The organism is Candidatus Nitrospira neomarina (assembly GCF_032051675.1).
Classification (GTDB): domain Bacteria; phylum Nitrospirota; class Nitrospiria; order Nitrospirales; family UBA8639; genus Nitrospira_E; species Nitrospira_E neomarina.
The window spans coordinates 267643-291332 of record NZ_CP116968.1 but is presented as its reverse complement, the minus strand read 5'-3'; the positions used below and the strand labels follow the sequence as shown (position 1 = coordinate 291332).

At 50.3% G+C, this 23690-nt stretch carries 27 protein-coding genes and 1 tRNA gene; 11 read left to right on the top strand and 17 right to left on the bottom strand.

Features of this window, described 5'->3' with window-relative positions; genetic code table 11:
- Positions 1 to 22: 22 nt before the first annotated feature.
- The 5 genes from PQG83_RS01325 to rplI form a co-directional block, all read right to left on the bottom strand.
- Positions 23 to 700, bottom strand: coding sequence for a response regulator transcription factor (locus PQG83_RS01325; RefSeq protein WP_312745883.1), 678 nt, complete (start codon positions 698 to 700; stop codon positions 23 to 25).
- Positions 684 to 1820, bottom strand: a complete 1137-nt coding sequence (locus PQG83_RS01320) for a histidine kinase (RefSeq protein WP_312745880.1) — start codon at positions 1818 to 1820, stop codon at positions 684 to 686. Before PQG83_RS01320 ends, PQG83_RS01325 begins: the two co-directional genes overlap by 17 nt.
- Before the next feature lie 126 nt (positions 1821 to 1946).
- The gene (gene nrdR / locus PQG83_RS01315; protein WP_312745877.1) at positions 1947 to 2411 is read right to left on the bottom strand and encodes a transcriptional regulator NrdR; all 465 of its coding nucleotides are present in this window, start codon (positions 2409 to 2411) and stop codon (positions 1947 to 1949) included.
- A gap of 45 nt (positions 2412 to 2456) precedes the next feature.
- Positions 2457 to 3719 carry a serine hydroxymethyltransferase gene (gene glyA, locus PQG83_RS01310; protein WP_312745874.1) on the bottom strand — a complete coding sequence of 421 codons (1263 nt, stop codon included), beginning with the start codon at positions 3717 to 3719 and terminating at the stop codon, positions 2457 to 2459.
- A gap of 3 nt (positions 3720 to 3722) precedes the next feature.
- A complete protein-coding gene (gene rplI / locus PQG83_RS01305) occupies positions 3723 to 4232 on the bottom strand; it encodes a 50S ribosomal protein L9 (RefSeq protein WP_312745871.1) in 510 nt (169 codons plus the stop codon).
- Positions 4233 to 4568: 336 nt separating this feature from the next.
- Here rplI and PQG83_RS01300 point away from each other — a divergent pair, with 336 nt between their 5' ends.
- The 5 genes from PQG83_RS01300 to PQG83_RS01280 all read left to right on the top strand — a co-directional run bounded on the left by PQG83_RS01300 (position 4569) and on the right by PQG83_RS01280 (position 7933).
- Entirely contained in the window at positions 4569 to 5081 is a 513-nt protein-coding gene (locus PQG83_RS01300; protein WP_312745868.1) for a hypothetical protein, read from the top strand.
- Positions 5082 to 5086: 5 nt separating this feature from the next.
- A complete protein-coding gene (locus PQG83_RS01295; protein ID WP_312745865.1) occupies positions 5087 to 6598 on the top strand; it encodes a coiled-coil domain-containing protein in 1512 nt (503 codons plus the stop codon).
- Between the two features lie 135 nt (positions 6599 to 6733).
- Positions 6734 to 6820: transfer RNA gene (locus PQG83_RS01290), tRNA-Leu, on the top strand.
- A 125-nt stretch (positions 6821 to 6945) separates the two neighbouring features.
- Positions 6946 to 7230, top strand: coding sequence for a hypothetical protein (locus PQG83_RS01285; RefSeq protein WP_312745862.1), 285 nt, complete (start codon positions 6946 to 6948; stop codon positions 7228 to 7230).
- 523 nt (positions 7231 to 7753) lie between these two features.
- Positions 7754 to 7933 (top strand): hypothetical protein, encoded by a 180-nt coding sequence (locus PQG83_RS01280; RefSeq protein WP_312745860.1) that lies wholly within the window; start codon positions 7754 to 7756, stop codon positions 7931 to 7933.
- Here PQG83_RS01280 and PQG83_RS01275 read toward each other — a convergent pair.
- The 6 genes from PQG83_RS01275 to PQG83_RS01250 form a co-directional block, all read right to left on the bottom strand.
- Positions 7914 to 8036, bottom strand: coding sequence for a hypothetical protein (locus PQG83_RS01275; protein WP_312745857.1), 123 nt, complete (start codon positions 8034 to 8036; stop codon positions 7914 to 7916). The genes PQG83_RS01280 and PQG83_RS01275 overlap by 20 nt on opposite strands.
- A gap of 114 nt (positions 8037 to 8150) precedes the next feature.
- Positions 8151 to 10073, bottom strand: coding sequence for a sodium:solute symporter family protein (locus PQG83_RS01270; protein WP_312745855.1), 1923 nt, complete (start codon positions 10071 to 10073; stop codon positions 8151 to 8153).
- A gap of 51 nt (positions 10074 to 10124) precedes the next feature.
- A complete protein-coding gene (locus PQG83_RS01265) occupies positions 10125 to 10538 on the bottom strand; it encodes a hypothetical protein (RefSeq protein WP_312745853.1) in 414 nt (137 codons plus the stop codon).
- Positions 10535 to 11029 carry a gamma-glutamylcyclotransferase family protein gene (locus tag PQG83_RS01260; protein ID WP_312745851.1) on the bottom strand — a complete coding sequence of 165 codons (495 nt, stop codon included), beginning with the start codon at positions 11027 to 11029 and terminating at the stop codon, positions 10535 to 10537. The genes PQG83_RS01265 and PQG83_RS01260 overlap by 4 nt, the downstream gene beginning before the upstream one ends.
- A gap of 66 nt (positions 11030 to 11095) precedes the next feature.
- Positions 11096 to 12400: an NTP/NDP exchange transporter gene (locus PQG83_RS01255; RefSeq protein ID WP_312745850.1), complete on the bottom strand. Its 1305-nt coding sequence runs from the start codon at positions 12398 to 12400 to the stop codon at positions 11096 to 11098.
- A 499-nt stretch (positions 12401 to 12899) separates the two neighbouring features.
- A complete protein-coding gene (locus PQG83_RS01250; RefSeq protein ID WP_312745847.1) occupies positions 12900 to 13505 on the bottom strand; it encodes a hypothetical protein in 606 nt (201 codons plus the stop codon).
- 594 nt (positions 13506 to 14099) lie between these two features.
- Between PQG83_RS01250 and PQG83_RS01245 the strand changes: the two genes are divergently transcribed.
- The 3 genes from PQG83_RS01245 (at position 14100) to PQG83_RS01235 (ending at position 16191) form a co-directional block, all read left to right on the top strand.
- The gene (locus PQG83_RS01245; protein WP_312745844.1) at positions 14100 to 14696 is read left to right on the top strand and encodes a hypothetical protein; all 597 of its coding nucleotides are present in this window, start codon (positions 14100 to 14102) and stop codon (positions 14694 to 14696) included.
- Positions 14683 to 15642 (top strand): HTTM domain-containing protein, encoded by a 960-nt coding sequence (locus tag PQG83_RS01240; RefSeq protein ID WP_312745841.1) that lies wholly within the window; start codon positions 14683 to 14685, stop codon positions 15640 to 15642. Before PQG83_RS01245 ends, PQG83_RS01240 begins: the two co-directional genes overlap by 14 nt.
- Positions 15643 to 15756: 114 nt before the next feature.
- Positions 15757 to 16191: a thiol-disulfide oxidoreductase DCC family protein gene (locus PQG83_RS01235; protein WP_312745839.1), complete on the top strand. Its 435-nt coding sequence runs from the start codon at positions 15757 to 15759 to the stop codon at positions 16189 to 16191.
- Between the two features lie 26 nt (positions 16192 to 16217).
- On the opposite strand, the gene PQG83_RS01230 is transcribed toward PQG83_RS01235, so the two are convergent.
- The gene (locus tag PQG83_RS01230) at positions 16218 to 17081 is read right to left on the bottom strand and encodes a metallophosphoesterase family protein (protein ID WP_312745836.1); all 864 of its coding nucleotides are present in this window, start codon (positions 17079 to 17081) and stop codon (positions 16218 to 16220) included.
- 314 nt (positions 17082 to 17395) lie between these two features.
- Between PQG83_RS01230 and msrA the strand changes: the two genes are divergently transcribed.
- The gene (gene msrA / locus PQG83_RS01225; RefSeq protein ID WP_312745834.1) at positions 17396 to 17962 is read left to right on the top strand and encodes a peptide-methionine (S)-S-oxide reductase MsrA; all 567 of its coding nucleotides are present in this window, start codon (positions 17396 to 17398) and stop codon (positions 17960 to 17962) included.
- 35 nt (positions 17963 to 17997) lie between these two features.
- Here the strand turns inward: msrA and PQG83_RS01220 are convergent, their stop codons facing one another.
- On the bottom strand, positions 17998 to 18438 hold the full coding sequence (locus tag PQG83_RS01220) for a hypothetical protein (protein ID WP_312745831.1): 441 nt from the start codon (positions 18436 to 18438) through the stop codon (positions 17998 to 18000).
- Between the two features lie 165 nt (positions 18439 to 18603).
- On the opposite strand from PQG83_RS01220, the gene PQG83_RS01215 reads away from it, so the two are divergent.
- Entirely contained in the window at positions 18604 to 18921 is a 318-nt protein-coding gene (locus tag PQG83_RS01215) for a hypothetical protein (protein WP_312745828.1), read from the top strand.
- 26 nt (positions 18922 to 18947) lie between these two features.
- Here PQG83_RS01215 and PQG83_RS01210 read toward each other — a convergent pair whose 3' ends face one another.
- From PQG83_RS01210 to PQG83_RS01200, 3 genes are all read right to left on the bottom strand, one after another.
- A complete protein-coding gene (locus PQG83_RS01210) occupies positions 18948 to 19427 on the bottom strand; it encodes a CDP-archaeol synthase (RefSeq protein ID WP_312745826.1) in 480 nt (159 codons plus the stop codon).
- A 110-nt stretch (positions 19428 to 19537) separates the two neighbouring features.
- Positions 19538 to 20359 (bottom strand): tRNA 2-thiocytidine(32) synthetase TtcA, encoded by an 822-nt coding sequence (gene ttcA / locus PQG83_RS01205; RefSeq protein ID WP_312745823.1) that lies wholly within the window; start codon positions 20357 to 20359, stop codon positions 19538 to 19540.
- 225 nt (positions 20360 to 20584) lie between these two features.
- Positions 20585 to 21142 (bottom strand): hypothetical protein, encoded by a 558-nt coding sequence (locus PQG83_RS01200; protein ID WP_312745820.1) that lies wholly within the window; start codon positions 21140 to 21142, stop codon positions 20585 to 20587.
- A gap of 350 nt (positions 21143 to 21492) precedes the next feature.
- Between PQG83_RS01200 and PQG83_RS01195 the strand changes: the two genes are divergently transcribed.
- Complete coding sequence (locus PQG83_RS01195; protein ID WP_312745818.1) at positions 21493 to 21684, top strand: YgaP family membrane protein; 192 nt, start codon at positions 21493 to 21495, stop codon at positions 21682 to 21684.
- A 147-nt stretch (positions 21685 to 21831) separates the two neighbouring features.
- Here PQG83_RS01195 and PQG83_RS01190 read toward each other — a convergent pair whose 3' ends face one another.
- Positions 21832 to 23649 (bottom strand): OPT family oligopeptide transporter, encoded by a 1818-nt coding sequence (locus PQG83_RS01190; RefSeq protein ID WP_312745816.1) that lies wholly within the window; start codon positions 23647 to 23649, stop codon positions 21832 to 21834.
- Positions 23650 to 23690: the final 41 nt, after the last annotated feature.

The window sequence follows — 23690 nt, the reverse complement described above, 5'->3', positions numbered from 1 at the left end:
CAGGATGGACGTGCGGCGCGCCTTACATTTTGCGAGGTTCGAGTTCGATGATGCCTTTGCGAATGGCCAGGATGGCCGCTTGAGTTCGATCAAACACATGCAATTTATGAAAGATATTGCGGACATGATTTTTGACCGTCTTTTCACTGAGATCCAGGACGTTCGCAATCTCCTTATTGGTTTTTCCATCCGCCACTAATTGCAACACGGTGATTTCACGGTCGGTGAGATCGTGTTCCAAAATTCCCCGTTTTTTGCCTTTGCCTTCAGACAACAAAGAAAACTCGACCAGAATCTTACTGGCGACCGATGGATGTATAAGAGACTCGCCACGGGCAATAGTTCGAATAGCAGCCACAATTTGCGCCGAATCACTATCTTTAAGTAAATATCCAGTGGCTCCGGCTCGCACCAGATCAAAAATGTATTGCTGTTCTTCGTACATCGTCAGGGCCACCACCCCGATGTGAGGAAATTCCCGTTTAATGATTCGCGTGGCTTCCACCCCCGTCATTCCGGGCATACTGACATCCATGAGAATCACATCCGGCATAAGCTGTCGGGTCTGTTCGACGGCCTCTCCTCCATCTTTCGCTTCCCCCACCACCTGGATATCGTCCTTTGTTTCCAGAATCGCACATAATCCTTCACGCACCACACGATGATCATCAACAATGAGGACTTTAGTCGTTTTGGGCATAAGGCACCTTTTCCTTTAATACCAGAGGAATGAAAATTTCAACTTTCGTGCCGGTGCCGGGTTTCGACACCCACTGCACGTTTCCACCTAACATTCTCGCCCGTTCCGTCATACTTCTTACTCCGAAATGATCCCATTTTTCAGGATTCTGCCCCTCTGCCTTGACGTCAAAGCCCTGGCCATTATCAGAAACGGTGGCTTTCAAGACATCTTTCTTGAGCGCGACTTTTACAATCACCTTGGTCGCTCCGGCATGTTTGGCCACATTGCTTAATGCTTCCTGGACCATGCGAAAAACAAAGACTTTCGCTTTCGGATCAAGTTGGGATTCATCCCCACTCCCATCAAACTCAGTCCGTATCCGGTGCTCCCTTTCATAGGCCTTCAGATAATTTGACAACGCGGGAATAAAGGCTAAATGATCATATTGACCCGGGCGAAGATTATAAACCACCTCCCTGGCCTCCTGAATGGCATGCTTCAATTGCACGGTCGTCTGATTGAGCATCGTCAAACATTTGGGGGGATCCTCTGCCACCAATTCACGGACACGCTCCATCTTCAGGCTCACTCCCACCAGGGTTTGCACCAGACCATCATGGATCTCACAGGCAATGCGCGTCCGTTCCTCATCCACCGCTCCTTCGGCTTCCTCTTTGACATACAAACGAAACAGCGATTGATACCGGGTGAGGGTATTTTCAATTTCGGCAGAGGCCCGGATCCGGGCTTCAATCAGTTGCCACATAAACTTGGCGCTTGCGCCTCCCACCAACGCCAAGTGTGGGGCATGCGACTCAAGCAGGGTCTTCTCCACTTCGGGATCGCCCGTTACGTCAATCACCAGATCCACGTCTTTGATCTTGAGCAAATCTTGATAGCGGCGAAGGACAGGAATCCCGATTTTTTTAGCGAGACGAACGCCCATGGTATGCGGACGGATTTCACTCAACCCCACCACGGTAACCAAGGGATCCTCCGCAAAAATCTCCATGAGTGCAGTACCACCATGGCCCCCACCAATAATCGCCACCCGGCTGGAGGTCACTTTTGCCTTTGGTCGCCGTGGACTACGTTTGGTGATGCGTGGGGAACGGGAGGAGGGCTTGGGGGATGGCATAGATATCCACTTTCATGATCGGAATAGGTTGAAGATCTTTTCGAAGAGAAGATCCCTACCCTTGTCACGTTATGACGCGGACAAAACAGGGGGACTCGCTATCCGCCACAGACAAATGAGCATAACTCAGGACATCCTGGTGTCTTGGGTTAAAGCCCGTATGGTATCCATAAATTGATCAATGTCTTTAAATTCCCGATACACCGAGGCAAATCGAACATACGCGACGGGATCCAATTCTTTTAAGGCCCGCATGACTTCCTCTCCGACGGTTCGGCTTGGAACTTCTGTTTCTCCAAGGTCCTGAATACGTTTTTCAATCCGATCAACCGCCGCACCTAACGCTCCAATACTGACCGGCCGTTTTTCGCAGGCCTTTTTGAGTCCTGCTAGAATTTTGGCCCGATCAAACGGCTCTCGCCGATTGTCTTTTTTGACCACCATCGGCAAATTTTCTTCGATTCGTTCGTAGGTGGTGAACCGCCGCTTACAGCCTAAGCATTCGCGACGACGCCTGATCACTTCTCCTTCACGTGCGGTCCGCGAATCAATGACCTTATCTTCTAATTGGTCACAAAAAGGACATTTCACGAAAGAGCGGCCCTTACCTTAAGGATGGAAGGCGGTGGAGGAAGGTTAGTATGGATGAAAGATCGGAAATCGTGAGCACAGGTCTTTGACATCCCGCAAAATCCGTTTATGAAGGGACGCTTCCTGAGAATGTTGGATGACCTCATCCATCCAGGAGAGAATCTGCTCCATCTCGGGTTTCTGCATGCCACGAGTTGAGACCGTCGGCGTGCCAATACGAATGCCGCTTGCAACAGCCGGTGGTTTTTCATCAAACGGCACCGCATTCTTATTGACCACAATGCCGGAGGCATTGAGTGCGGCTTCGGCTTCTTTCCCTGTCACGCCTTTGGATGTCAGATTCAAGAGGAACAAATGATTTTCGGTCCCACCAGACACCACTCGATATCCCCGCTTCAAAAAGCCCTCAGCCAACTCCTTGGCGTTCGCCAGCACTTGTTGTTGATAGGTTTTAAATCCCGGTGACAGGGCTTCTTTAAAAGCCACCGCTTTGGCTGCAATGACATGCATAAGCGGCCCACCCTGCGTTCCAGGGAACACCATTTTGTCAACAGCTTTGGCATGCTCTTCTTTGCACATAATCATGCCGGAGCGTGGGCCCCGCAATGTTTTATGGGTCGTGGTGGTGACAAAGTCAGCATAGGGAACCGGGCTTGGATGCAACCCGACTGCAATCAAACCCGCTATGTGGGCAATATCAACAAGAAGATACGCACCAACCGATTTCGCTATGGCCTGAAAACGAGGGAAGTCAATAATTTTGGAATACGCGCTGGCCCCGACAACAATCATACGAGGACGGACCTCCTGAGCCTGCTGCTCTACCACATCATAATTGATTTCCTCAGTTTCCCGATCTACTCCATAGGAAAACGCCTGAAACAGTTTTCCTGAAAAACTTACACGGCTACCGTGGGTAAGATGCCCACCATGAGCCAGATCCATCCCTAAGATGGTATCTCCTGTTTTTAGAACCGAAAGATACGCCGCCATATTGGCTTGAGAACCCGAGTGGGGTTGAACATTCACATGCTCACACCCGAAGATTTCTTTGGCTCTCGCAATGGCTAAATCTTCGACCGTATCCACATGTTGGCATCCGCCGTAATATCGCCGGCCGGAGTACCCTTCCGCGTATTTGTTGGTCATCAAACAGCCTTGGGCACCCAGGACTGCGGGACTAGCGTAATTTTCTGAGGCAATAAGAACTAAGTTTTCCCGCTGCCTTTTTTCTTCAGCCCGAATAGCCGCATACACCTCATAATCAGTGTCACGGATCGCTTTGAGTGTTCCGACGGAATGTCTCATCGCTTACTCGTCGACCGCTTCATCGGCCTGATCTTTCTCTGATCCCCCTTCAGGGGTAGCCTCTTCTGCAGCTTTCTTCACCAGGGTCACATTAATCTTGGGAACCACATCCCGATGAAGCTTAATGGCAACCGAAAAGGTCCCCAACTCCTTGAGAGGCTGTGGCAAGTGAATTTTTCTTCGGTCCACCTCAACGCCTTGAGCAGCCAATCGTTCGGCCACATCTTTGGATGTCACAGACCCGAACAGCTTGTCATCCTTTCCGGTCTGCACTTCAAATGTCAGGGAGATTTTTGAAAGATTCTTCCCCGACTCGCCTAAAGACTCCAATTCTTTTTTGGCCTTTTGGTCGATCTGCCGCTTGATATGCTGCAACAATTTGACCTGTCGCTCTTCAGCTACGACCGCTTTTTTCCTCGGGAGCAAATAATTCCGTGCATACCCTTTGGCCACCGTCAACACATCACCCAAATACCCTAAACCTTCTACATTTTCCTGCAAAATAACCTTCATAAAACACGTCTCCTTAGCCTGCGAATAAGGGAAACATCTTAAGACTGGGTGTAGAAAAAGTCAATGTAATTGCCGGATATATCATAGAATATGCTTCTACTTCATAATCGGTGGTCAACCAACAGACATGCTTACGATAACCAGACAATTCCATAGAGAATTTTGAAACAACCCGTTCGAAAATATGCTATGCTCCTCCATACTTACTAAACATTAACACTTAAGCATTACCATGATTGTTCAGGCTCAAAACTGACCCTAATCGACACATCACAGCCAAGGTAAACGATCAGATTGGTTTTTCATTTGCCATACTCTCGGCGTCGGAATAGTGAGATGATGAACCACCTTAACCCACGTCAGCTTCGAACCAACATACTTTTCAACCTTCTCCTTCTCACCCTATTTGCCCTTGGTCTTTTAGTCTTTCCTCCATTAACCATTGCCGAAGAAGGAATGAAGGACAAAGAAGGACTCGCACTCCAACCATTCTCGGATCTCAACCTTCGCTTTTCCAATCGGCCGCTCACCCCACCTGACTCACTCATTGTCCAAACCATTCCACTCACAGGACTCTCTGTCGCCCGCCCATTTGTCGCTCCGAGCCCACAAGCGGTAATTTTTGAGGATGATCACCGACAACGGGTCGCCGTCCTCTCGACCGATACCTCCGGGGCGCTCATCCTCTATTTACTTGAGCCTCTCCCTCTTGATCCCAAGCTACCCGCCCTGTTTGAATGTGCACACAATCGAGGGTGTGAGGCTGATCGAACTCCACTTACCGGAGGGTTGGGATGTCTCGCCCTCTGTATCAAGGAACTCCTGGAACTGTCAGCACTCAATCAATAATTTTCATGAAACTTTACGATCTTCTCAATTTAGTCACAGTCCAACTCAACAGCGAACGGGAAGTCGCCATGAGCCGTGGATTAGACGCACCGTTGGAGATTGCCCAAGCCCGACACCTCCGCACGGTAGGCTCCCTTCACCTCTATAGTTGTGATGTTCCCCCTGGAAGTACATTCCTACCCGACATCCCGGTGACGTTGTTGCCGGGTAACGATATGGAACCGACCGAAGGCTATCTTCTGGGGTGGCAAAATGGATCGCTCATACTCCAAACATTTGATCACGTCGGCCATACCCTCAATCGGTGTACCCTCATTCCCGACACATCGGGTTTCCTCGAAACCGGGGCCACACGGTTGGCCGACATGGCCAGCAAACCTGATTCCTTTACACTTGGGCCTGCCGAACGATTGGTGCCCTGGCTGGACCCTGAACCGCTCTCCCATCAAACGGCAGCAAGAGACAGCATTCCGACTACAGTGCTGACGACTATCTGGGGAGACACACGGCAAACACGCTGGACAAAGTTGACAACGTTAATCGTCGATCAGGTTCGGAAAAATAAACGAATTCTCTTGGTGGCTCCGGATCATCACACAGTTGATGAATTAACTGGTGCGGTTGCACACGCCTTAAAAATGGCGGCCTTGCCCTACCGAAGTTTGCTCTGCCGGTATGAACTACCTTTAGTAAAAGATGCGGGAGGGATGCTTCTCCAGGACTTTGGCTTTGAAGCACAGATGTCCCATTTTTTTGCCAAGGCCAACGCCAAAAAAGTCTCCTTACGAAAAAAATATGACCGGTTCAGGGAACTAACTCCAATTCTGGCCTACAAACGCGACAAGCAAAAAGATCTGAACGAAGTAAAATTGTTGGAATGGCGATTACTCACACAGCTCAGTGACTGGCAAGGGAAAGTCAAAAATATCGATAAAACTGTCCGGGACTATGAGGCACTTCCCATTTGGACACGGATGAGTATGCAGGTGGCGGGCAAGAATATCGAGACTCTGGCCGAATACCGGGAAATTTACCAAGGCAAAATCCTTGGACTCATGAAAGAAGTCGAAATAGCCCAAACGCGAATTAAAGAATTAATCCCCGAAGCGACCGTTCCTAAAAATCTGCGACCGGAATACGATGAACTAAAAGAAGAAATCAAACGATTGGGCGGCACTAAAAAAATTCGGGAAATGCTGGCCGCTGGAGAAGGCACCAACCGCCAAGCCTTCGCACAAAACAAACGTATCATGACCTGCACCCCGGGCCGCATCCTTACCGACCCGCTCTTCCGAAAAGTCCCGTTTGATTTACTGGTTATTGATGATGCCCCACGCATCCCTGCATCTCTTTTGCTTGCTGCCACTGGTACCATTCGTGAGCGAATCATTCTCAGTGGTGACACCTCCGACCTGCTACCTGGAGAACCAGGGACGAAATCTTCTCCTGGCCGCTGGCCACAAGCCTTTCTGGAAACCCTTCTGGGTCCTTCACCCCAACCTACCAGCGTGGGATAGCTCTACAAAGAATACTTTCCACTGAGGTCTCATTCAGGAAGAATGGCTCGGGTCGGCTTCCCACAAAAGAACCTCAACAACGGAATAGCGACAACTTGACCGCATTTCTATAAAAGATGATAATCGCACTCACGTGCCGAAGTGGCGGAACTGGCAGACGCACTAGATTCAGGGTCTAGCGCCCTCCGGGGTGTGCGGGTTCAAATCCCGCCTTCGGCACCATCTCTTATATTTTTCGTTTGTACGGGTTTCCTAACAGCAATCCTTCTGCAACACCTTGCTTGATATGTTCAAACCCAAGAGTATGAGATTTGCAAAAGAATTCCGTTATATATAGGAGGAACAGTATGAAATCAGGAATCCTTTTAACATTCTTCGGACTAATTCTTTTCCCGGTATTTGCTCTGGCCCAGGGTGGTGAAAACATGGAGCCGAAGTGCCAAAAATTAGCGCATGAATTTTCAGAAAATCCAGAATCTCTTAATGAAATGCAACTCAGGCAGCTACAATTCTGCGTGACTCACACCATCGAACAGCGCTATAAAACCGATCCTCCGGATCTACTCAGAGGGACAATCATTGAACCTCCCGTTTCTACAGAAAACCCAGACATGAAAACTCCCACTCCATAAAAACATCCAGAGGGCCAACAATTAAAAAAGTGCTTCTGCCTCCTCCAGGAGAGCGTCAAAAATTCCCCACGTCACAAAAGACAAAAGTCCGCTTTAGCTGCTAACTACGACATCCCTACCTTTCCTGCTGTCCGTTGCATGAAATCCTTCAACGTCGCTGGACATCCTTTCTGGATAGGTGCCGTTATTCACCCGGTTGGATATAAGGGGAGTGTTGAATAATTAAGATTTTCAAGGACAAAATTGCCCAAGATTAGATTACTCCTCGAGGGCTCCGGGTCGGTTCAAAAAAGCATTCCCTGAGTCTTCCCGAAGGGTCCGTCCAGAAAGGCCGCAGCCGTTTTTTCGTGCGGAGCGTACGCTTAGTACGTGAGCACGGAAAAATGGCGAGAACGCCGCTGGCGGCTTTTTTCAACAGACCCATAAGCCATCTAGAAATATTGGACACGACTTTTGAGGAATGGAGCGCATCCCTCCGCCACAGTAATCTGGCAAATAACCAATATTAAACCGGGAGGCAGTGATGTGGATAGATGAAATGGATACGATTCAAACCTGGGTGAATGGCGAAGAAATTATCCTCAAAAAAATTGGCAGAGAATATTCGTACCGTCCAGCAAATGAAACCGGAGATTGGATGAAGGGACTTCCAGATGGGATGGTATGGGCGGATGCTCAAACCCTCATTGAAGACTCCCTATAACATTCTTTTCTTTTCTTTTCTTTTCTTTTCTCTTCGCTTCGTCCGGCCAGAGATCCCATTTTTCTCTGGTACCATCAACCCCTTCTGCAATTTCAACCGGCATAGCTGTTCCTTCAGAACACGAGTTATCCTCCATCTGCCACTCACCGGAATACGGACTACGATCGTTATTTCATGTCGTTCGAAGCCACAACTATGGATTGCTCCTCTGCATACTCTATTGGGTCTGCGTCACAGAATCAGATTGACGAAAACCAACCCTGATCCAAATGGGAATTAAGAGGATTCCCAGCAGCAAGAGTCCGGTAATCCACGCCTCACGCCAGGGCATCCATCCGGGGGCAGGACTTCCCACCAGCCAGGTTCCGATACCGGTGAGCAAACAGAAGATGGACAATGCCGTAAGCCCCATGGCCATAATCGCCCGCCAAAATCGCCGAACTCCATTTCGCTGCCCAGATTGAACCCGCAGTTCGATGGGTCCCCAAAATCCCGGAGGACGTGCACGCCGGTAAAAGGTCTCCAAACGATCGAGATCTTCTGGGCCGGTGAACCAGGACACGACGACACCAATGGCACCGGCTCCTAGACCCATGATCAACAACCGCATTTCCTCTTGCTGTCCTGGAAGTGCCCACAGTAACAGGGGGGCCATAAGCACAGAAGCCGCAATGCAGGCTAATTCGCCCCATGCCGTAATTCGCCACCAGATCCACCGAAGCACCAACACTACGCCCATTCCCGCTCCCAGCAACAAACTGATTTGCCAAGCAGTTTGAATCGATGACAACCACGGAAGAATACAAAGGGCAATCAAGAGAATCAGCAGGTTACTGATACGTGCAACCCAAACCAGGGCACGTTGCGAAGGTTCGCGCTTGAGCCAACCCTCACAAATAAACCGGCGATAAATATCATTAGTCCAATAAGACGCCCCCCAATTCAAATGCGTATCGACGGTGGAGGCCAAGGCCGCCAACATTCCGACGACCATCAACCCTTTAATTCCTGGCGGTAACAGTTCATGAATGCCTTGCACAAAGGTAAATTCGCGAGCCGCAATGAACTGAGGGCCTATCATTCCCGGTGGGGGTGGAAAAATCACCAGTAATCCCAGGGCCAATGGCAACCAGATCAAACTCCGAAGCCCAACTTGGGCCACGGTAAACACCACCGAAGCGACTCGCGCATCGTGATCGGTACGGCATGCCATGGACCGTTGAGCCAAATATCCTGTCCCATCCGCATTCATTTGTAAGAGCCATTGAAATCCATAGACCAACAACACCATCATGGTCGCATCCCTGGCACCAAAGGGAGTAAAAGCCAGAATCTCATTCCCGGTTAGTGGATACCCAACCGCCACCGAAAACTTTTTTTGAATGTGTTGAGTCAAGGACGCCAGGCCTCCTACGTGATCCACCACTACCCAGGCAAATGCCCCGCTGGCAATGATCCCGATTCCAAATTGCACCAGATCCGTAGCGACGACGCTTCGTAGCCCGCCGGTGGTGGAATACAACACCGTCACGGACACAATAGCCCCGATCGACAGAAGGTTATTGGCCGAACGCACCCACACATTGTCCGCCTCCAATCCGCCGACGGTAAAAGGTACCCCTCCCCATTTCACCATGTGAACGAACACATCAAAAAAGCCGGCAGGAAGCCATTGATCCCAAAGAAGAAATGGTTCAGCGAGGCGAGTGGCCGCCAACAGCACCATAGCGAGCACCGTGCAATTGACGATGGTGCCGAAATAAATGGCTTTGATGCCCCGGAGCGCCGACGCCGCACCGTGCCCATATCGCACCTCCGTCAGCTCGGCATCGGTGAGCACCCCTACCCGCCGCCAGCTCGGAGCCAGGAGAAACCCCATCAGGAGAAAGGCCAAGGCAAAAATCCACAAGCGCCACAACGCGAAAATGCCGGCCGTAGCCACCAACCCTGTAACAAGAAGTGGAGTGTCAGCCGCAAACTGCGTGGCCGCCATGCTTAATCCGGCCTTCCATCCTGAAAGACTGCGTCCTGCAAGAAAATATTCTTCCAGATTTTGGGATGCGACCGCTCGCTCTCGAAACCCTGCTTGCAGGGCATAGAGAATAAAAACGGCAAGAATCGCCCAATCCCATCCAGTCATAATTTATGGCTCATCATGATTGGGTGTGCTGTCAAAAAAGATGCATTCAGTCTATTGAACAAGGTTCCCGAACTTCCAACCAACCACCGGCAACGTTACTCCACATACCACAAGAACAAATCCAAGCCCCGTCACAGCCCATCCGACGAACGTGGCCCGATCGCCTAACATGACCGGCGTCTCTGCCCCAAATCCCATCCCCGCTGGAGGCCACTGCTGAGTGACACGAATTCGTGACCCAAGGTACATAACATAGGCGCCCATTCCCACTGCAGGCATTCCTGCCAGCATGGTCACGACCAACAGCAACATCCTGAGTTGAGGACCCGTGGATTCCGCAAGTGTGATATCCGGCTTGGTGACCTGTGAGAGATACTCCATTGTGAAATAGACCAAGGCCCCGCCAAACACAACCAATGTCACCAGCATCATTAGCAGGAACGGTCGATTGGAATACTTCATCATGCCTGAGAGTTCTGCGAAGAATCCGTCAACTTCCACAACGTTTGCTTAGAGCGTTCCGGTAAGCCCTGGGAAGTGATCGTTTCATAAAACACGCGACACCGACTCACATATCCATCCAAATGGACATCGCTAAACCAATCCATCTGCCACAGTTCTGAAGAAAGCAAATGTTGCTGTGCGACCGGTAAGACATAGGCATGAGCCGTTATTTTAGAGCCATCTGCACGGTAAACCTCAAGCAATTCTCTGCGATAGACCGGGTCTTCAAACCGGTCCAGAAGCTCCCAAATTTGATGACTCAGTGAGGTATATACGCGACCCTGTGTCAGAGCGCCTTCCCGGGCCACCATTCCCGGATAAATGCGGCCCCTAAACCGAAACTGGGCGAACCCCGTCGCTTCCGCTTCCACCCATGGCAATGCCAGGCCCGTCACCGCTTCCATCACTTCGGGAAATTGCAACGTCCCATAGGTAAACAAGGCATCACTCATCTCATGACTCCAATCGAATGAACTCTGATGATCGGTCTAAGGTAGGGCTTTCTTTCATTACAAACCTCATCGTCGCCGGATCGCTTCGTGTCGTCGCCCAAGCCACACACCCGTGGCAAACCATAGACCCGCAATGGGCAGAGCCGCAAATGCCATGTGGGACAAAGTCATTCCCCAGGTATGAAAGACGGAGACAATCCCGGTCCCCGCCATATCGGCACCTCGATGAACGACCGTATCAATCACGTTTTTCGCCTGATATTTTTCTTCACGGGAAACGACGGTAAACAGGGTTTCTCGCGTCGGCTTGGTGATGGAAAATTCTCCCGCACGCCGCAGGACACCAAATCCGATCAAGACCGGCAGGACGGTCACTAAACCAAACACCCCAAATCCAATCAATGATACCAGGGGCATGACAGCCAACATGATCACGACGCCAAACCGCGTCAACAGCCAGCCTGTCGCGAAAAACTGGAGCGTGAACGCGAACACATTGATCCCAAGATCCACCGATGCAAACAATTGCATGCGATCCTCCGAACTCGGCATGACTTGCGGAATTAATATGGTTTGCTGCGAATACAGGAAGGTGGACAGAATGGAATAACACATGAGATAGAGGGCAATCCCTTTCAAATAGGGCGAGCGAACAATGCATACCACTCCTACCCATAAGCTGGGAGGAGTGCCTTCAGGATTCCTGATGGAAGAAAGGTGTCGGTTTCCCAGATCAATCCCGTGATGGACGTGATACCATTTTAACAACGCCATAATGCATCCCACCGCGATCAATAAGAAGATCGCTGACACCAAGAGTAACCCGGAAACCCCGACCCCTTTTACCGCCATGGCGGTGATAAACGGCCCTGTCATGGCGCCAAGACTGCCTCCTGCGGAAATACAACCAAAGAGTCGCCGAGCCGCATCAGTGGAAAACACATCGGCCATAAAACTCCAAAACACCGACACGACGAATAAATTAAACACACTCAACCATACAAAAAAGATGGGCCCAAAGGCTTGCAACCCGACTCCACTTTGCAAAGCCACAAAAAATGCCAAAAGATTCAGGATGAAAAACACATAGACCGTTGGCAATAATCGACGAATCGGAAGTTGCCCCGCGACCCATCCAAACATCGGGATCACGGCTAGCATGGTGATGAACACCATTGAGAACAACCACGGGAGATTATGAGCCCCCGAGAGCACTCCCATTTCATCGCGAACCGGTCGCAGAATGTAGTAGGCCGCCAGCACACAAAAAAAATAGACAAACGACCAGAGGAGCGCAGGGAGTTCATCCCGGTCAACCGGCACCACCCGGCTGATCGACCAGTGAAGAAACTGTTTAGAAGATTTCGCCATTCTGTAGAAATTCGTCTTGGACACTATAACTGAGGCGCATTGATGGGTACATTATGGGAGTGTTGAACAATTAAGATTTTCAAGGGCAAATTTACCCAGGATAAGATGACTCATCAAAGGCTCCGGGTCGGTTCAAAAAAGTCGGCCCAGCAAGGCCGCAGCCGTTTTTTCGCGCGGAGCGTATCCTGAGTACGTGAGCACGGAAAAATGGCGAGAACGCCGCTGGCGGCTTTTTTCAACAGACCCATTATGACGAATGCCGTCCTGAGAGTCTTCAGGCACCGCAACTCCCATCGCCCAACCATGCGTTTTTGATTCCCATCAATAGATTTCAAGAAAAAGGGAAATGGGACTTACAAGGGAGAGGAATCGCAGTGATCGCCATCAATAGGAAAGCTCAGAAACGATCTTTCACAATACCCTTCAGGGTTTTCTGAAACCACCACATCATGATCGGGAGGTGGAACCCCCAGGGCTTGAATGAAACCGAGGATTACAGTTAGTGGGAAGGGGAGAAGGAGAGGAGGTGGGTGATTTTAGGATGATCTAGGATGGCCTGCACATGGGCCAAAAGCTCCTCCTGGTCTGGGGATCGATCAACTCGTTGATGAATGACGCATGCCACCGTATTCAACGCGGCGTGCAGCGTTTGAGAGGATGCGGCAGATGAAGAAGAGCCGAGGTGTCCCAACGAGCCGAAGGAAGGCTGAGAATTGGCGCCCGAATTATCCGGCCATTCCTTCTGTGCGCCCAGAAGAGAATGACGAGGCCGTTGTTGTAGCTCAGCCAGCATGTGCTCAAGATCACTCAGAATAAGGTCAAGATGCTCTGCCTGACATTCTTCAGATAACGCACGAACATAAATATCTTCTCGACCCCTGGAATCTAAATGAATGCGATAGCGACCTCTGCTAAAATTCCCTACAGACTCATCTATGAAATGAAACTGCCGGCAAAGGGTATCCCGTAAGGCATTTGACGGTGATGATTCCAACCCAACCGAGCCGTTGCGAGTCAGGTCCTGATCCGGCCCGGATATCTCCCTATACTGGAGAACCCCGTGTCGAAATTCTTCGAGACGATCAATGAACACACCTACTGTCATAAAGTCTCACTCCTTCTATTTTGTGAGTTTGGCCGCACATCTGGACGCTTCGAGGGCAAAGCCCCACTTCAATCCACACATTGGATCCATGGCCAACCTGAGGTGAAGCACCACTTAACTAGAGAAAACATTGCGACAGGAACAACTAGAGCAGATCACCGAGGACGCACCATCTTCCTGCGATATAACGTCTTTAACATAGAAATCGCCAACGGCACAAGTCAACCAAGACACAGTCCCAAATCGTTCAATTTCGAATCCCAACCTTAAAGACCACACTAAAAATGAGCCAACCGACTCCAGCGCGATAGAAATCCGGACAGCAGGACTCGCGAATTTCCTACTGCTCAACCGTTCGATTCCAGACTATCTGAGGATTAGCGCTTCTTTCTTTTTATACACCGAGAAAATCGACAACAATCCCCTTCCCTCTCCATTCGCTAATCACACGGACAAAAATTTTTTCGTAACTTCTCACTATTGAGTTCTCTCACCTTTCTTAAGATAATGGGCTTGCCCGTCACTTGGACCTTCACCTCAAGGGGGAGACACCCACATGAATACCCCGCTCAAGAACTCGCATGGAAGGTTTGCGTGAGCAAGCGGACCATCACCCTGATTCTTGTTGTCTACTTGATCATCATTTGGGCAGCAGTCATCTTTCGAATCGATTACTTTCCATTAACCTGGGTCCCCATGTATAGCGTGTACGAACCCCGCGAAACCATTTCAGTCAAAGTATGGGACAAAGACAAATATCGAAAAGGCCTCAAAGTAACTTATCGGGACGGATCAACCGGTTACGTATCCTATAAGGATCTCAATATTCCCAAACCGAATTTTCGACGATTATATTATTCGAGAATGTTTGGCACCGCCCCCCCTAAACATAAACAGGGAAATATTGAATTGGGAACGCTCAACCAATGGGTCCGCGGATTAGAGGAAGATGAGCCTCGGTTTGAGGTTGATTGGGAATGGCGAATGTTTTGGACCCTCAACAAAACTTTAGGGCATGAACCTTCCGACCCTAAATTTATCATTCGGATAGAGGCCGACCATCAGAAACGTGTGTATCGAAAGAAAGATTTACTGCGTAAGGACCTTAACAACATTCAAATTGACACTCGAAAGTCCTTGATCGAATGGCATGACGAATGGCTGCCAAAGTGGGAACATGGCATTCTGTAACCTCATCAGCCGGGGCTGGAATCAATTTTTCTTTAGAGGATTTTCTGGAGAAAGCCTTGGTTTGTTGCGGATGTATATTGGATGCGGGCTGCTGTTTTTCCACACCTATCAATTCGCCACAGTCCTGACCCTCAACCCCATCGGCTCCAGAAATTATTTCCTGGACCCCATTTGGTATTTTCATCTGCTTGGGATTCAATACCATATCCCTGCCCTGTCGTTTATCGTCTATGCACTCCTGATGACCGCCACAGTCGGTATGATCATGGGAAAATGGACCCGAACATCCATTCTTGTCGTTATCCTCTGTATTTTTTATTTAAAGGGCGTGAGAGATAGTTTTAGCGGCGACGTCCATCATCGTTATATCATTCCCATGCAAATGCTTTTCCTATTTCTGCTTTCCAGGTGCGGAGAAGTCCATTCTCGTGACTCACGCCATCACACTTACCCTCCCCTCAAGGAATGGGAGGCCAGTTGGCCCATTAAAATGATGCAACTCTATGTCGCTCTGTTTTATTTTTGGAGTGTCATTGCCAAAGTGCGGGTCAGCGGATGGGAATGGTTTTCCGGGGAAGGCCGAATCCAGGAGGTGCTGATCAAACGCTCTGTCCGATGGGGCATGACAGGCGAAGGGGAACTGGTCAAAAACAGCTTAAGCTTCGAGCTGGCCCAACGCCCAGACCTTATTCAGATTTTCTCCCATCTGGTACTCGCGTTCGAACTCGGATTCCCATTGATCCTCTTCATTCAATCGGTCAAGCTGCGGGCCTTCTTTCTGTCCGGCGTCGTCATTTTCCACATATCCTCCTTTATCCTCATGGATGTCAATTTTTTGTTAATCCCGTTTGTCTACCTCATTTTTTTCGATCTTGTTCCCATCCATCAATGGCTCCAAGTCCATGCATGGCGATTCTTCAAACGTCGGCCTTCCATGGCTGGTTAGGCACTACCACCTTAGAAAACCGGTATGGTTCTCATGTATTATAATGGAAGGAAAGCTTTTCATTGCCGCCTGGCCGACACAACGTAAAGCGCAATTAGAGAAAAGAGCACGTACGTGAAACAAGGATCTTCCTTACCATCCCATGACTGGGACAAGCACGAAAAGGTGATTGTCTTTGATGGGGTGTGTAATTTTTGTAATGCGTTTGTCAATTTTGTCCTCGAGCGGGATTCCCGAGGATTATTTAAGTTCGGAACGCTTCAATCCCAACCGGCGCAGGACATTCTGTCTCACCTTCATCTTTCGACTCAGGATTATGAAACCTTTTTAATGCTGGAACACGGGAAGGTCTTCACAAAATCCACTGCAGCTCTCAAAATTTTTCGCAGCCTTCCCGGAGCTTGGCCCTGGCTGTATGCCTTCATCATCATTCCCCGGCCACTTCGCGATATGGTGTACAGTTTCATCGCCCGGCATCGCTATCAGTGGATGGGAAAATCCGACTCGTGCCGCGTACCCACTCCAAACGAACGGACCAGATTTATTTAGCGGGACCTGATGGCCTTCCGGAGGCATCAGTTGCTACCGACCGCTCCTCCCTCACCCTCACCGCCTTCTACCAACATTGATTGGGGAAACAGTTCCTCAAGGTCGAGGCTCTCTTGAATACACGGAGCACCATATTCGGCAGAACCCGTCAGAACCCGCAGATTTGGCCGCAGGTGAACGGTCCCCGCATGATGGGTGTGACCACACAAGACGGTGATTTGACAATCCGGCCGTTCCCGTGATGCGTCAAGTAACACCTCGCCAACTGCCTGGCAGGCAAAATATGGAAGCCAATCATCGTTTCCCATTTTCCCCTGATACCAGCAGGCTTCTTTAAATGGCGGGACATGCGTCAGGCAAATGACGCGCTGATATGATGACAAGGCCTCATCCAATCGATCCCGTAAATAGCAAGCCGCCTCATCTCCCAACGCACGGAGTTTGCGTAACACCGCCTCCCGATCTAAATCCTGAAAATCCGCGATCAACTCCTGATCACTGAGCCTAACCGGGGACAGATGATAGTTCCCATAGCGCCCGTCTCCCCATCCGTCATGCCCCACCATCGCCGTCGTCGGCGTCAATTCGACCAACCCCGATGTCGAAAGATAGGTGAGTCCAGGCTGACTCTGACGCCAGCATTCCACATCATTTCGAATTTGGGAAATCGAACCATAGTAAAAATCATGATTCCCCAGGACGAAATACAACGGCACATGAATGGCTTGATGCATTTCATGGAGCAGTTGGGTTAACGATGGAGCCTCAGCAATGTCTCCGGTCACAAACACGACGTCCGGCTGTTGAGCACGAACGGACGAAAAAAATACGTCCCGTCCCTCGACATCCAGAAAATTCAAGTGAATGTCCGTGGCCCACACTACCCGCATATAACTTGCTCCTCTCCACACCACTCAACAGTCTAAAAGAAAATCCTCCAAGCCTATAAAGGGGCCGAACAAAAAGTAAAGCGAAAATTTCAGGGGAAAAATCCACTCTCACCTAGCCACCAGTCCAACCAGCAGTGGCCCAAAAAAACAGGGCATGGTATAAACTCTGTGACCGGACAGATCGATCGCACGGCTTCAGTCTTTTGCTTCTTGTACCAACTATCAAGCTGTCGCAGAAAATCTACCAGATTTGGAAATTGTGGGAGAAAAATTCTCTTCTTACTTATATGACGACTCATTTAAAGGAGTAACGCATGTCTGACTCGGCCATAGCCTCCTCAACAGGAAAAGAACTCGCCACATTCGGTGGCGGCTGCTTCTGGTGCCTCGAAGCCGTATTCGATCAGGTAAAGGGTGTCGAGTCCGTAGAATCCGGCTATATGGGCGGTAGTCGTCCCAATCCAACTTATGAGGCTGTTTGCAGCGGAAACACGGGGCATGCCGAAGTGATACAAATTACCTTTAATCCCGGCATCATCACCTACCGGGAACTCCTGGAAATCTTTTTTGGCATCCATGACCCCACCACCCTCAACCGACAAGGGAATGATGCGGGCACCCAATATCGCTCCGCCATTTTCACCCATTCCTCAGCACAAGACACGATCGCACACGAGGTCATTCGCACCCTGACGGAAGCCAAGTTGTTCGACGATCCCATTGTGACCCAGGTGGAACCTGCGTCACCCTTTTACATGGCCGAAGCCTATCACCAGGAATATTTTGTGCAGAACCCGTCACAACCTTACTGTGCCTACCTCATTAACCCCAAAGTGGCAAAGTTCCGGCAACGCTTTTCAGACAAGCTCAAACCCTCCTGAGCGCCTGGAGATAAACGGCGTAGGGGTCGTCCTGCTCAGCGACCAGAGGAGAGCTGCAAAAGTGTGTCCTGCAGGCCACCCCACAGGTCCGGTTGTAAGGTCACCTGATGGGAATACACCATAACCGGTTTCCCCGGAACGCAAAAGGGTGGACCAGTCTTCTCAAGGCCAACCGGTTCCGCAATCATACCCCCCTCTGAGGGAGGGCCCATTTGCTGAACCACTAATTGTACCCGTGGCTCGAGAACACACATCGCCGAATACGTTCCAATCTCCTCATTTCCGGAACCCATTATCCGTACACGATGGCGATCCGTGGCAAACACCACGTCACCAACTTTGGCAGGCCCATCCGGGCCCATGGAATAGAGAAAAACCGGCACGATGAGAACGGCGAAAACCGCGAATCCGATCGACATGAGGGGTGTTCGGGAATTGCCTGAAGATGCTTCTTCAGATGAGGGATCTACATTCATTTCCACACCGGGATCTCAGTACGGTGGCCTCGCTGTCACTGATACATCCAGGCCTCATTCCATGGACCATGACATGAAGCATATACCGGAGCCATCCTCTCTTCCACTAAGATTGCCAAATACGTCCATCTCGCAGTGGAAGGAGTTCGTCAAGGAAGCGCTCCTATGACCTTTGAGGAATTACGAACCCGTTGGCATTGGCGGCCCATTCGAAATTGTCCGGGGCGGCTTGTCCTCCCCAGGTTGGAGCCTCCCGTTTCCTTCGAAATGCTACTCGGCATGCCATGTTCCCCTCAAGCCTTTTCCAGCCATCAGGCCAAAGATCGAGTACTCGTCTGGCCGCTACAAGATGGTGGCCTTATTACCTACGAACAGCCGGATGGACGCTTAATCCATACCCTCAACACACCTTCCGGCTTTAACCGGAAACTTGGTCAATTGGGAATTACCCTCCCCAAGACCAAAAATCTTTCCAAGGAATAAACTCTGCAGCGGGAACACAGAATGAATCAATGCGGATTTTTACGAATCCGGAATCTGTATAAAATCGGAGAAATAAACAGTTCGATCACCATAAACGCACCCGCAGTGGCCATTATGCCAATCGCCGATAACGACAGGGGTCCCCATAGCCCCAACAGGGGAAAAAGGCTTTCCGGAATTTGATCCAAGCCCAGGGCCATCCCTCCTGAGGCATAACCCAACCGTCGCTTAATAAAACTGGAGAGGCAGTCGCCGGTCATCGCTAACCCTCCAGTCAGCAGGCCTATTTCCCATGGCATAGCCAGAACATCCGCCGCCAGAACCGTGCCCACCAATGAGAAAGCCACACCTCGATAGGTTTTCGATGGCCCCAACAACGGCTGCCCATCGAAGAAGGTCGCTCCCCCATCAAGAGGAGCACTCCAACGCCCTTTCATAAGCAGTCGCCCAAAGATCGGGGCGGCATTGGCCGCCATAATTAACAAAAAAGCCTGGAGATAGACCATTATGATGTCCGGCAAAAACCGCACACACAGGAAAGGCGAGGAAAGACACACGATGGAATGGGATCTGGCAGGGGTCTCATCATCCGCACAGGAACCATTGTCAGGCCCATCTACGATTCGGGCTCGCGAAAAGTCTCAAAATCAAATATTCGCCGATCGAGGAGATGACTGGGTATGACCTTTGACAAGGCCGCAAACACACTGTCACCCGAGCCGGGATACCGGGTATCCCATTCCTGAAGCAGGGCCTTCACTTCTTTGCGTTTCAAATTCTCCTGTGAACCGCACAGGTCGCAGGGAATGATGGGAAAGTTTCTCAATTCCGCATAGCGGGCCAGTTCGGATTCCTTCACATATGCCAATGGGCGGATCACCACATGTTGTCCGTCATCAGATCTCAGTTTGGGCGGCATGCTTTTGAGGGTTCCGTTGAATAACATGTTCAACAACAAGGTCTCCATCATATCGTTGCGATGATGGCCAAGAGCAATCTTGTTCGCGCCCAACCGTTCCGCCAAACCGTACAGGATGCCACGACGCAACCGTGAACAAAGCGAGCAGGTCGTCTCGCCTTCGGGAATCAGCCGTTTCACCACCGAATACGTATCGCGTTCCTCAATATGAAACGGTACACCAAGCCTCGTAAGATAATCCGGAAGCACATGTTCAGGAAACCCCGGTTGTTTCTGATCCAAATTCACCGCAATCAGTTTATAGGACACCGGAGCACGAGACTGCATGGACATCAACACGTCCAACATTGCGTAACTATCCTTCCCACCGGAAAGGCACACCATGACCGTATCACCTGCTTCAATCATGTTGAAATCGGCCACGGCCTGTCCTACCATTCGGCACAAACGGGTATGAAGCTTCTCGCTGGATCCGGTGAGATGGGACAAGGGTTGAATGGGTTGAATATCCTGCAACATAGCTTCGTCTCTACTCCTCATTGCTGAAAAAGATGTATTCGTTATAATTTAGAGGGACGTGCAACACCTCTGCAATCGGCCCGATTACCCCATTCTACCCTCGTAAACCGTAAAAGAGATAGACAGTTAGAGGCGGGACGAATGCGGGAAAGAACAGATGAAGACCTGTTCAGGCAACGGATGGGGTGAGGGAAGTGGGACCGGCTGAAGAGGGACCAGGCATCGTCAGATCTTTCGTTTTGTTTTACCCATCTTGGACGGGTGACCTGCTCCCCAAGCGGCAGTATCGACCAACGATAAGACTTGAGAGGCTAAACTGGCTTCACGACCATAAAAGCCCTTGGTATGAAAAGAGTCTTTCAGACCTAAACAATCATAATCCAAATGATGACACAGTTCATGCAGCAACGTGCGCAAAAACGTGCGAAAAGCGACGACTTGATGCCGCTTGGCCGTGCGCATCCACACTTGAATACGCGGGATCCGCCGTCCTTCCATGGGATAATACAAGCCATACAGTTCCATCCTGGGATTGGAAGGTCGGATATCCAACAATTCAAATCGAATGGGCCGAATATGGAGTTGGCTCGTTAACCTATTCAGAAGGCGTTGAGTCCATTTTTGCGTGCGCAAATGACTCTCGGCCTGTAAAGCTTCAAATATTTTTCGTAGGACCGGTCGAACGACAGAGACATTGGGCAATTGAAAATCCGACACCTTGTCGCTTGCCCGATAGATCCGCTTCGCCTTGGCGTTGAGCTGGTGATAATAGCCGAAAGGCATGTCTTGGTCTCCATTCTGCTTAGTGAAGGTCTAAAAGCACCCCAAAGAGTAGCACCCCTTGAACCTGCCGGAAAAGACGGGAGATCTACTGAGGTAAATGATGAAATTCTTCATTATTTACAATGAATTGCCTACCAATTAATCAACTTTAAATTCACGAGAAAAAGTAGATTAAAATACGTATTTTTCAAAAAAGCACACGGAGTTAAACTCCTCCCATGCGCTCTTATTTCAAGAACCATAACGACTAAAAAAGAGACGAATTGATAACCACCCGGAAAAAATCTTCTCCGGTAAAAAAAACTCGGAAAACCATAGACGAATGTTTCACCAAAACAGGAGGAGAGAAGATGAAGCGAAAACGCCAACTCCATGACGGAATCGCCGGCGCGCTCATTACGGCAGGCGTCGCACTCGGATACTACGTGAATCCTTTATGGTTGTTACTTCCGGGAATCCTTGGAGTCACACTGTTGCAAAGCGGATTCACTGGATTTTGCCCTGTCTATTTTGTTCTCGACAGAACCTGTCCAGAGGAATAGAAGGAGGTCAGATATCCGCCGGGGATGTTCAGACATGACCAGGTTTGGTTTTTGGAGAAAAATGAGAAGGCTGCTTGGAGGTTGTAGGACCACACCTAGGGCATAACGACTTTTAAACATCTCAATTGGCTTTTTATTTGGATCAGGTCAAAATAATATTTTAACCAGAACACTGGCGACACCTGCGAGACTTTCCCCAGCAACAAGCCCGGCGGCCAGTGCCATCACAAATCGTTCCGCCCAGGTTTTCGCATACCTCATCAAAAAGGCTCCCAGAAGGGCACCAAGAAAAAGGGACAGAGAGTTCCAGGCAGGAATGACAAACGCCAGTCCCATCGTCGAGGCGCTGGGGATCCATCGGCTGATGGATGGTGGGACAGATTGACCAAGAACCACCATTCCCACGCCTAGAAAACCCGCAATGCTCATGGCTAAGAGACTTCCTGGAGGAATAGCCTCGGTACCGAGTTGAAAGACTTCCGCGACAGCCTTCCAAGTTGCCACGGCAGGCGCCGGCCATTCGGTGGTTAACAACATGGATTGAGGATCAGGGATGAGCACCAGATACACTGCACTACCCACAAGAGAGCCGGTTAACACTCCGAAAATTTGCGCCAGAGCTTGAAAGCGCGGCGAGGCGCCCAGGAGCAGACCAGTCTTCAGGTCGTGGAGGAGATCTGCGCATTGACCGGCCGCTCCACCTGTGACGTTGGCCGCCATCAAATTGTTCGTGACATTCCCCGGAATGAGAAAACCAAACGTGAGTTGTGTAACTTTCCCCATAGCGCCGATTGGCGTAATCCCGGTTTCTCCCGAGACTCGTCCCGCCACGATGGCCAACACAAAGGAGAGAAGGACCGCGAGAATCGCAATCCCCATTGAAATGTTGAATAACGTCATCTGCGTCACCACCGCAAAGACCAAAGCAATACACAGCCCAATCACAAACCATTGACGTGGAATGACAAAGGGATCATTCGGGGTAAAAACGGATGACGGGGATTTTCGAGAAAGCATGGTGCCGGTCACCATTGTCCCCCAGGAGCAGGCAAACGACGTGAGCGAGGCCATGACCATCAGGGTCACCCCCGGCCAGAGCAACCACTCCACCAGGGGTCCGAACCAATAGCCGTCCGGCGTCAGATTTTTCGCAGGAATCCAGCCTTGCGTTAAGACCCATGGACCAATGATGCCCCAGGCAAGGATCGCTCCTATCAGCAGGGAGAGTCCGGCGCGAAGCCCGATAATGGCCCCAAAGCCCACCATCAAAAGCGAGGGATCGAGAACAAATCCAAGATTTGAAAAAGACACAGTGGATAACCCGGCCTTGTTGAGCGCTCCCTTAAGTGGAATGGCCAGACCCGTTGCCATTTTAGGGATGGGCAGAAAAGTTTCGTTGACAATTTTTATGATTCCGGCAATCCCGCCAGCAGTGAGGAGAACTTTCACGCGAGCCAGGGCTTCCCCCCCTTTCCCATAGATTTCCCTCACGGTTTCCGCTGTGGCCACGCCGGCGGGAAACGGCAATCGGTCACGAATAAGCATTTGTTGCCGGAGACCGACCGCGACCACAATACCAATCAGGCTGACAGAAAAGACCCAGACAGAAAGCAGGGACCAAGGTAACTGCTCGCCCGTCAAAATGGCCAAGGCGGGAACCGGGGCCACCAGCCCTGACGAGATAATGGATGCAGCCGAAGAGGCCGTAGTTTGATTGATATTATTTTCGAGAAGCCCCCAGCGCTCGGTTTGAGCGGTGGTTTCGAATATTTTCCAAAACGCATAACTGAGCAAGGCTGCCGTGATGGACATATTAAATGTCCAGCCAATCTTCAACCCGCTATAGATATTGCAGGGGGTGAGGAGCGCTCCTAAGACCATCCCCGTGGCAATGGCACGAAGCGTCAACTGTGGATGAGTCGTATTGGGTGGGGGAAAAGCAGAGGTGGGAGGATGAGACGACATCAAACCAGACAGAGAAATGATGAGAACATCCCCAGAGGGGG

Bases quoted from the DNA above. Each gene is read 5' to 3' on its own strand.
- PQG83_RS01325 (WP_312745883.1), bottom strand. From the start codon at position 700: ATGCCCAAAACGACTAAAGTCCTCATTGTTGATGATCATCGTGTGGTG.
- PQG83_RS01320 (WP_312745880.1), bottom strand. From the start codon at position 1,820: ATGCCATCCCCCAAGCCCTCCTCCCGTTCCCCACGCATCACCAAACGT.
- glyA (WP_312745874.1), bottom strand. From the start codon at position 3,719: ATGAGACATTCCGTCGGAACACTCAAAGCGATCCGTGACACTGATTAT.
- rplI (WP_312745871.1), bottom strand. From the start codon at position 4,232: ATGAAGGTTATTTTGCAGGAAAATGTAGAAGGTTTAGGGTATTTGGGT.
- PQG83_RS01300 (WP_312745868.1), top strand. From the start codon at position 4,569: ATGATGAACCACCTTAACCCACGTCAGCTTCGAACCAACATACTTTTC.
- PQG83_RS01295 (WP_312745865.1), top strand. From the start codon at position 5,087: ATGAAACTTTACGATCTTCTCAATTTAGTCACAGTCCAACTCAACAGC.
- PQG83_RS01285 (WP_312745862.1), top strand. From the start codon at position 6,946: ATGAAATCAGGAATCCTTTTAACATTCTTCGGACTAATTCTTTTCCCG.
- PQG83_RS01280 (WP_312745860.1), top strand. From the start codon at position 7,754: ATGTGGATAGATGAAATGGATACGATTCAAACCTGGGTGAATGGCGAA.
- PQG83_RS01275 (WP_312745857.1), bottom strand. From the start codon at position 8,036: ATGCCGGTTGAAATTGCAGAAGGGGTTGATGGTACCAGAGAAAAATGG.
- PQG83_RS01270 (WP_312745855.1), bottom strand. From the start codon at position 10,073: ATGACTGGATGGGATTGGGCGATTCTTGCCGTTTTTATTCTCTATGCC.
- PQG83_RS01265 (WP_312745853.1), bottom strand. From the start codon at position 10,538: ATGATGAAGTATTCCAATCGACCGTTCCTGCTAATGATGCTGGTGACA.
- PQG83_RS01260 (WP_312745851.1), bottom strand. From the start codon at position 11,029: ATGAGTGATGCCTTGTTTACCTATGGGACGTTGCAATTTCCCGAAGTG.
- PQG83_RS01255 (WP_312745850.1), bottom strand. From the start codon at position 12,400: ATGGCGAAATCTTCTAAACAGTTTCTTCACTGGTCGATCAGCCGGGTG.
- PQG83_RS01250 (WP_312745847.1), bottom strand. From the start codon at position 13,505: ATGACAGTAGGTGTGTTCATTGATCGTCTCGAAGAATTTCGACACGGG.
- PQG83_RS01240 (WP_312745841.1), top strand. From the start codon at position 14,683: ATGGCATTCTGTAACCTCATCAGCCGGGGCTGGAATCAATTTTTCTTT.
- PQG83_RS01230 (WP_312745836.1), bottom strand. From the start codon at position 17,081: ATGCGGGTAGTGTGGGCCACGGACATTCACTTGAATTTTCTGGATGTC.
- msrA (WP_312745834.1), top strand. From the start codon at position 17,396: ATGTCTGACTCGGCCATAGCCTCCTCAACAGGAAAAGAACTCGCCACA.
- PQG83_RS01220 (WP_312745831.1), bottom strand. From the start codon at position 18,438: ATGAATGTAGATCCCTCATCTGAAGAAGCATCTTCAGGCAATTCCCGA.
- PQG83_RS01215 (WP_312745828.1), top strand. From the start codon at position 18,604: ATGACCTTTGAGGAATTACGAACCCGTTGGCATTGGCGGCCCATTCGA.
- PQG83_RS01210 (WP_312745826.1), bottom strand. From the start codon at position 19,427: ATGGTCTATCTCCAGGCTTTTTTGTTAATTATGGCGGCCAATGCCGCC.
- ttcA (WP_312745823.1), bottom strand. From the start codon at position 20,359: ATGTTGCAGGATATTCAACCCATTCAACCCTTGTCCCATCTCACCGGA.
- PQG83_RS01200 (WP_312745820.1), bottom strand. From the start codon at position 21,142: ATGCCTTTCGGCTATTATCACCAGCTCAACGCCAAGGCGAAGCGGATC.
- PQG83_RS01195 (WP_312745818.1), top strand. From the start codon at position 21,493: ATGAAGCGAAAACGCCAACTCCATGACGGAATCGCCGGCGCGCTCATT.
- PQG83_RS01190 (WP_312745816.1), bottom strand. From the start codon at position 23,649: ATGTCGTCTCATCCTCCCACCTCTGCTTTTCCCCCACCCAATACGACT.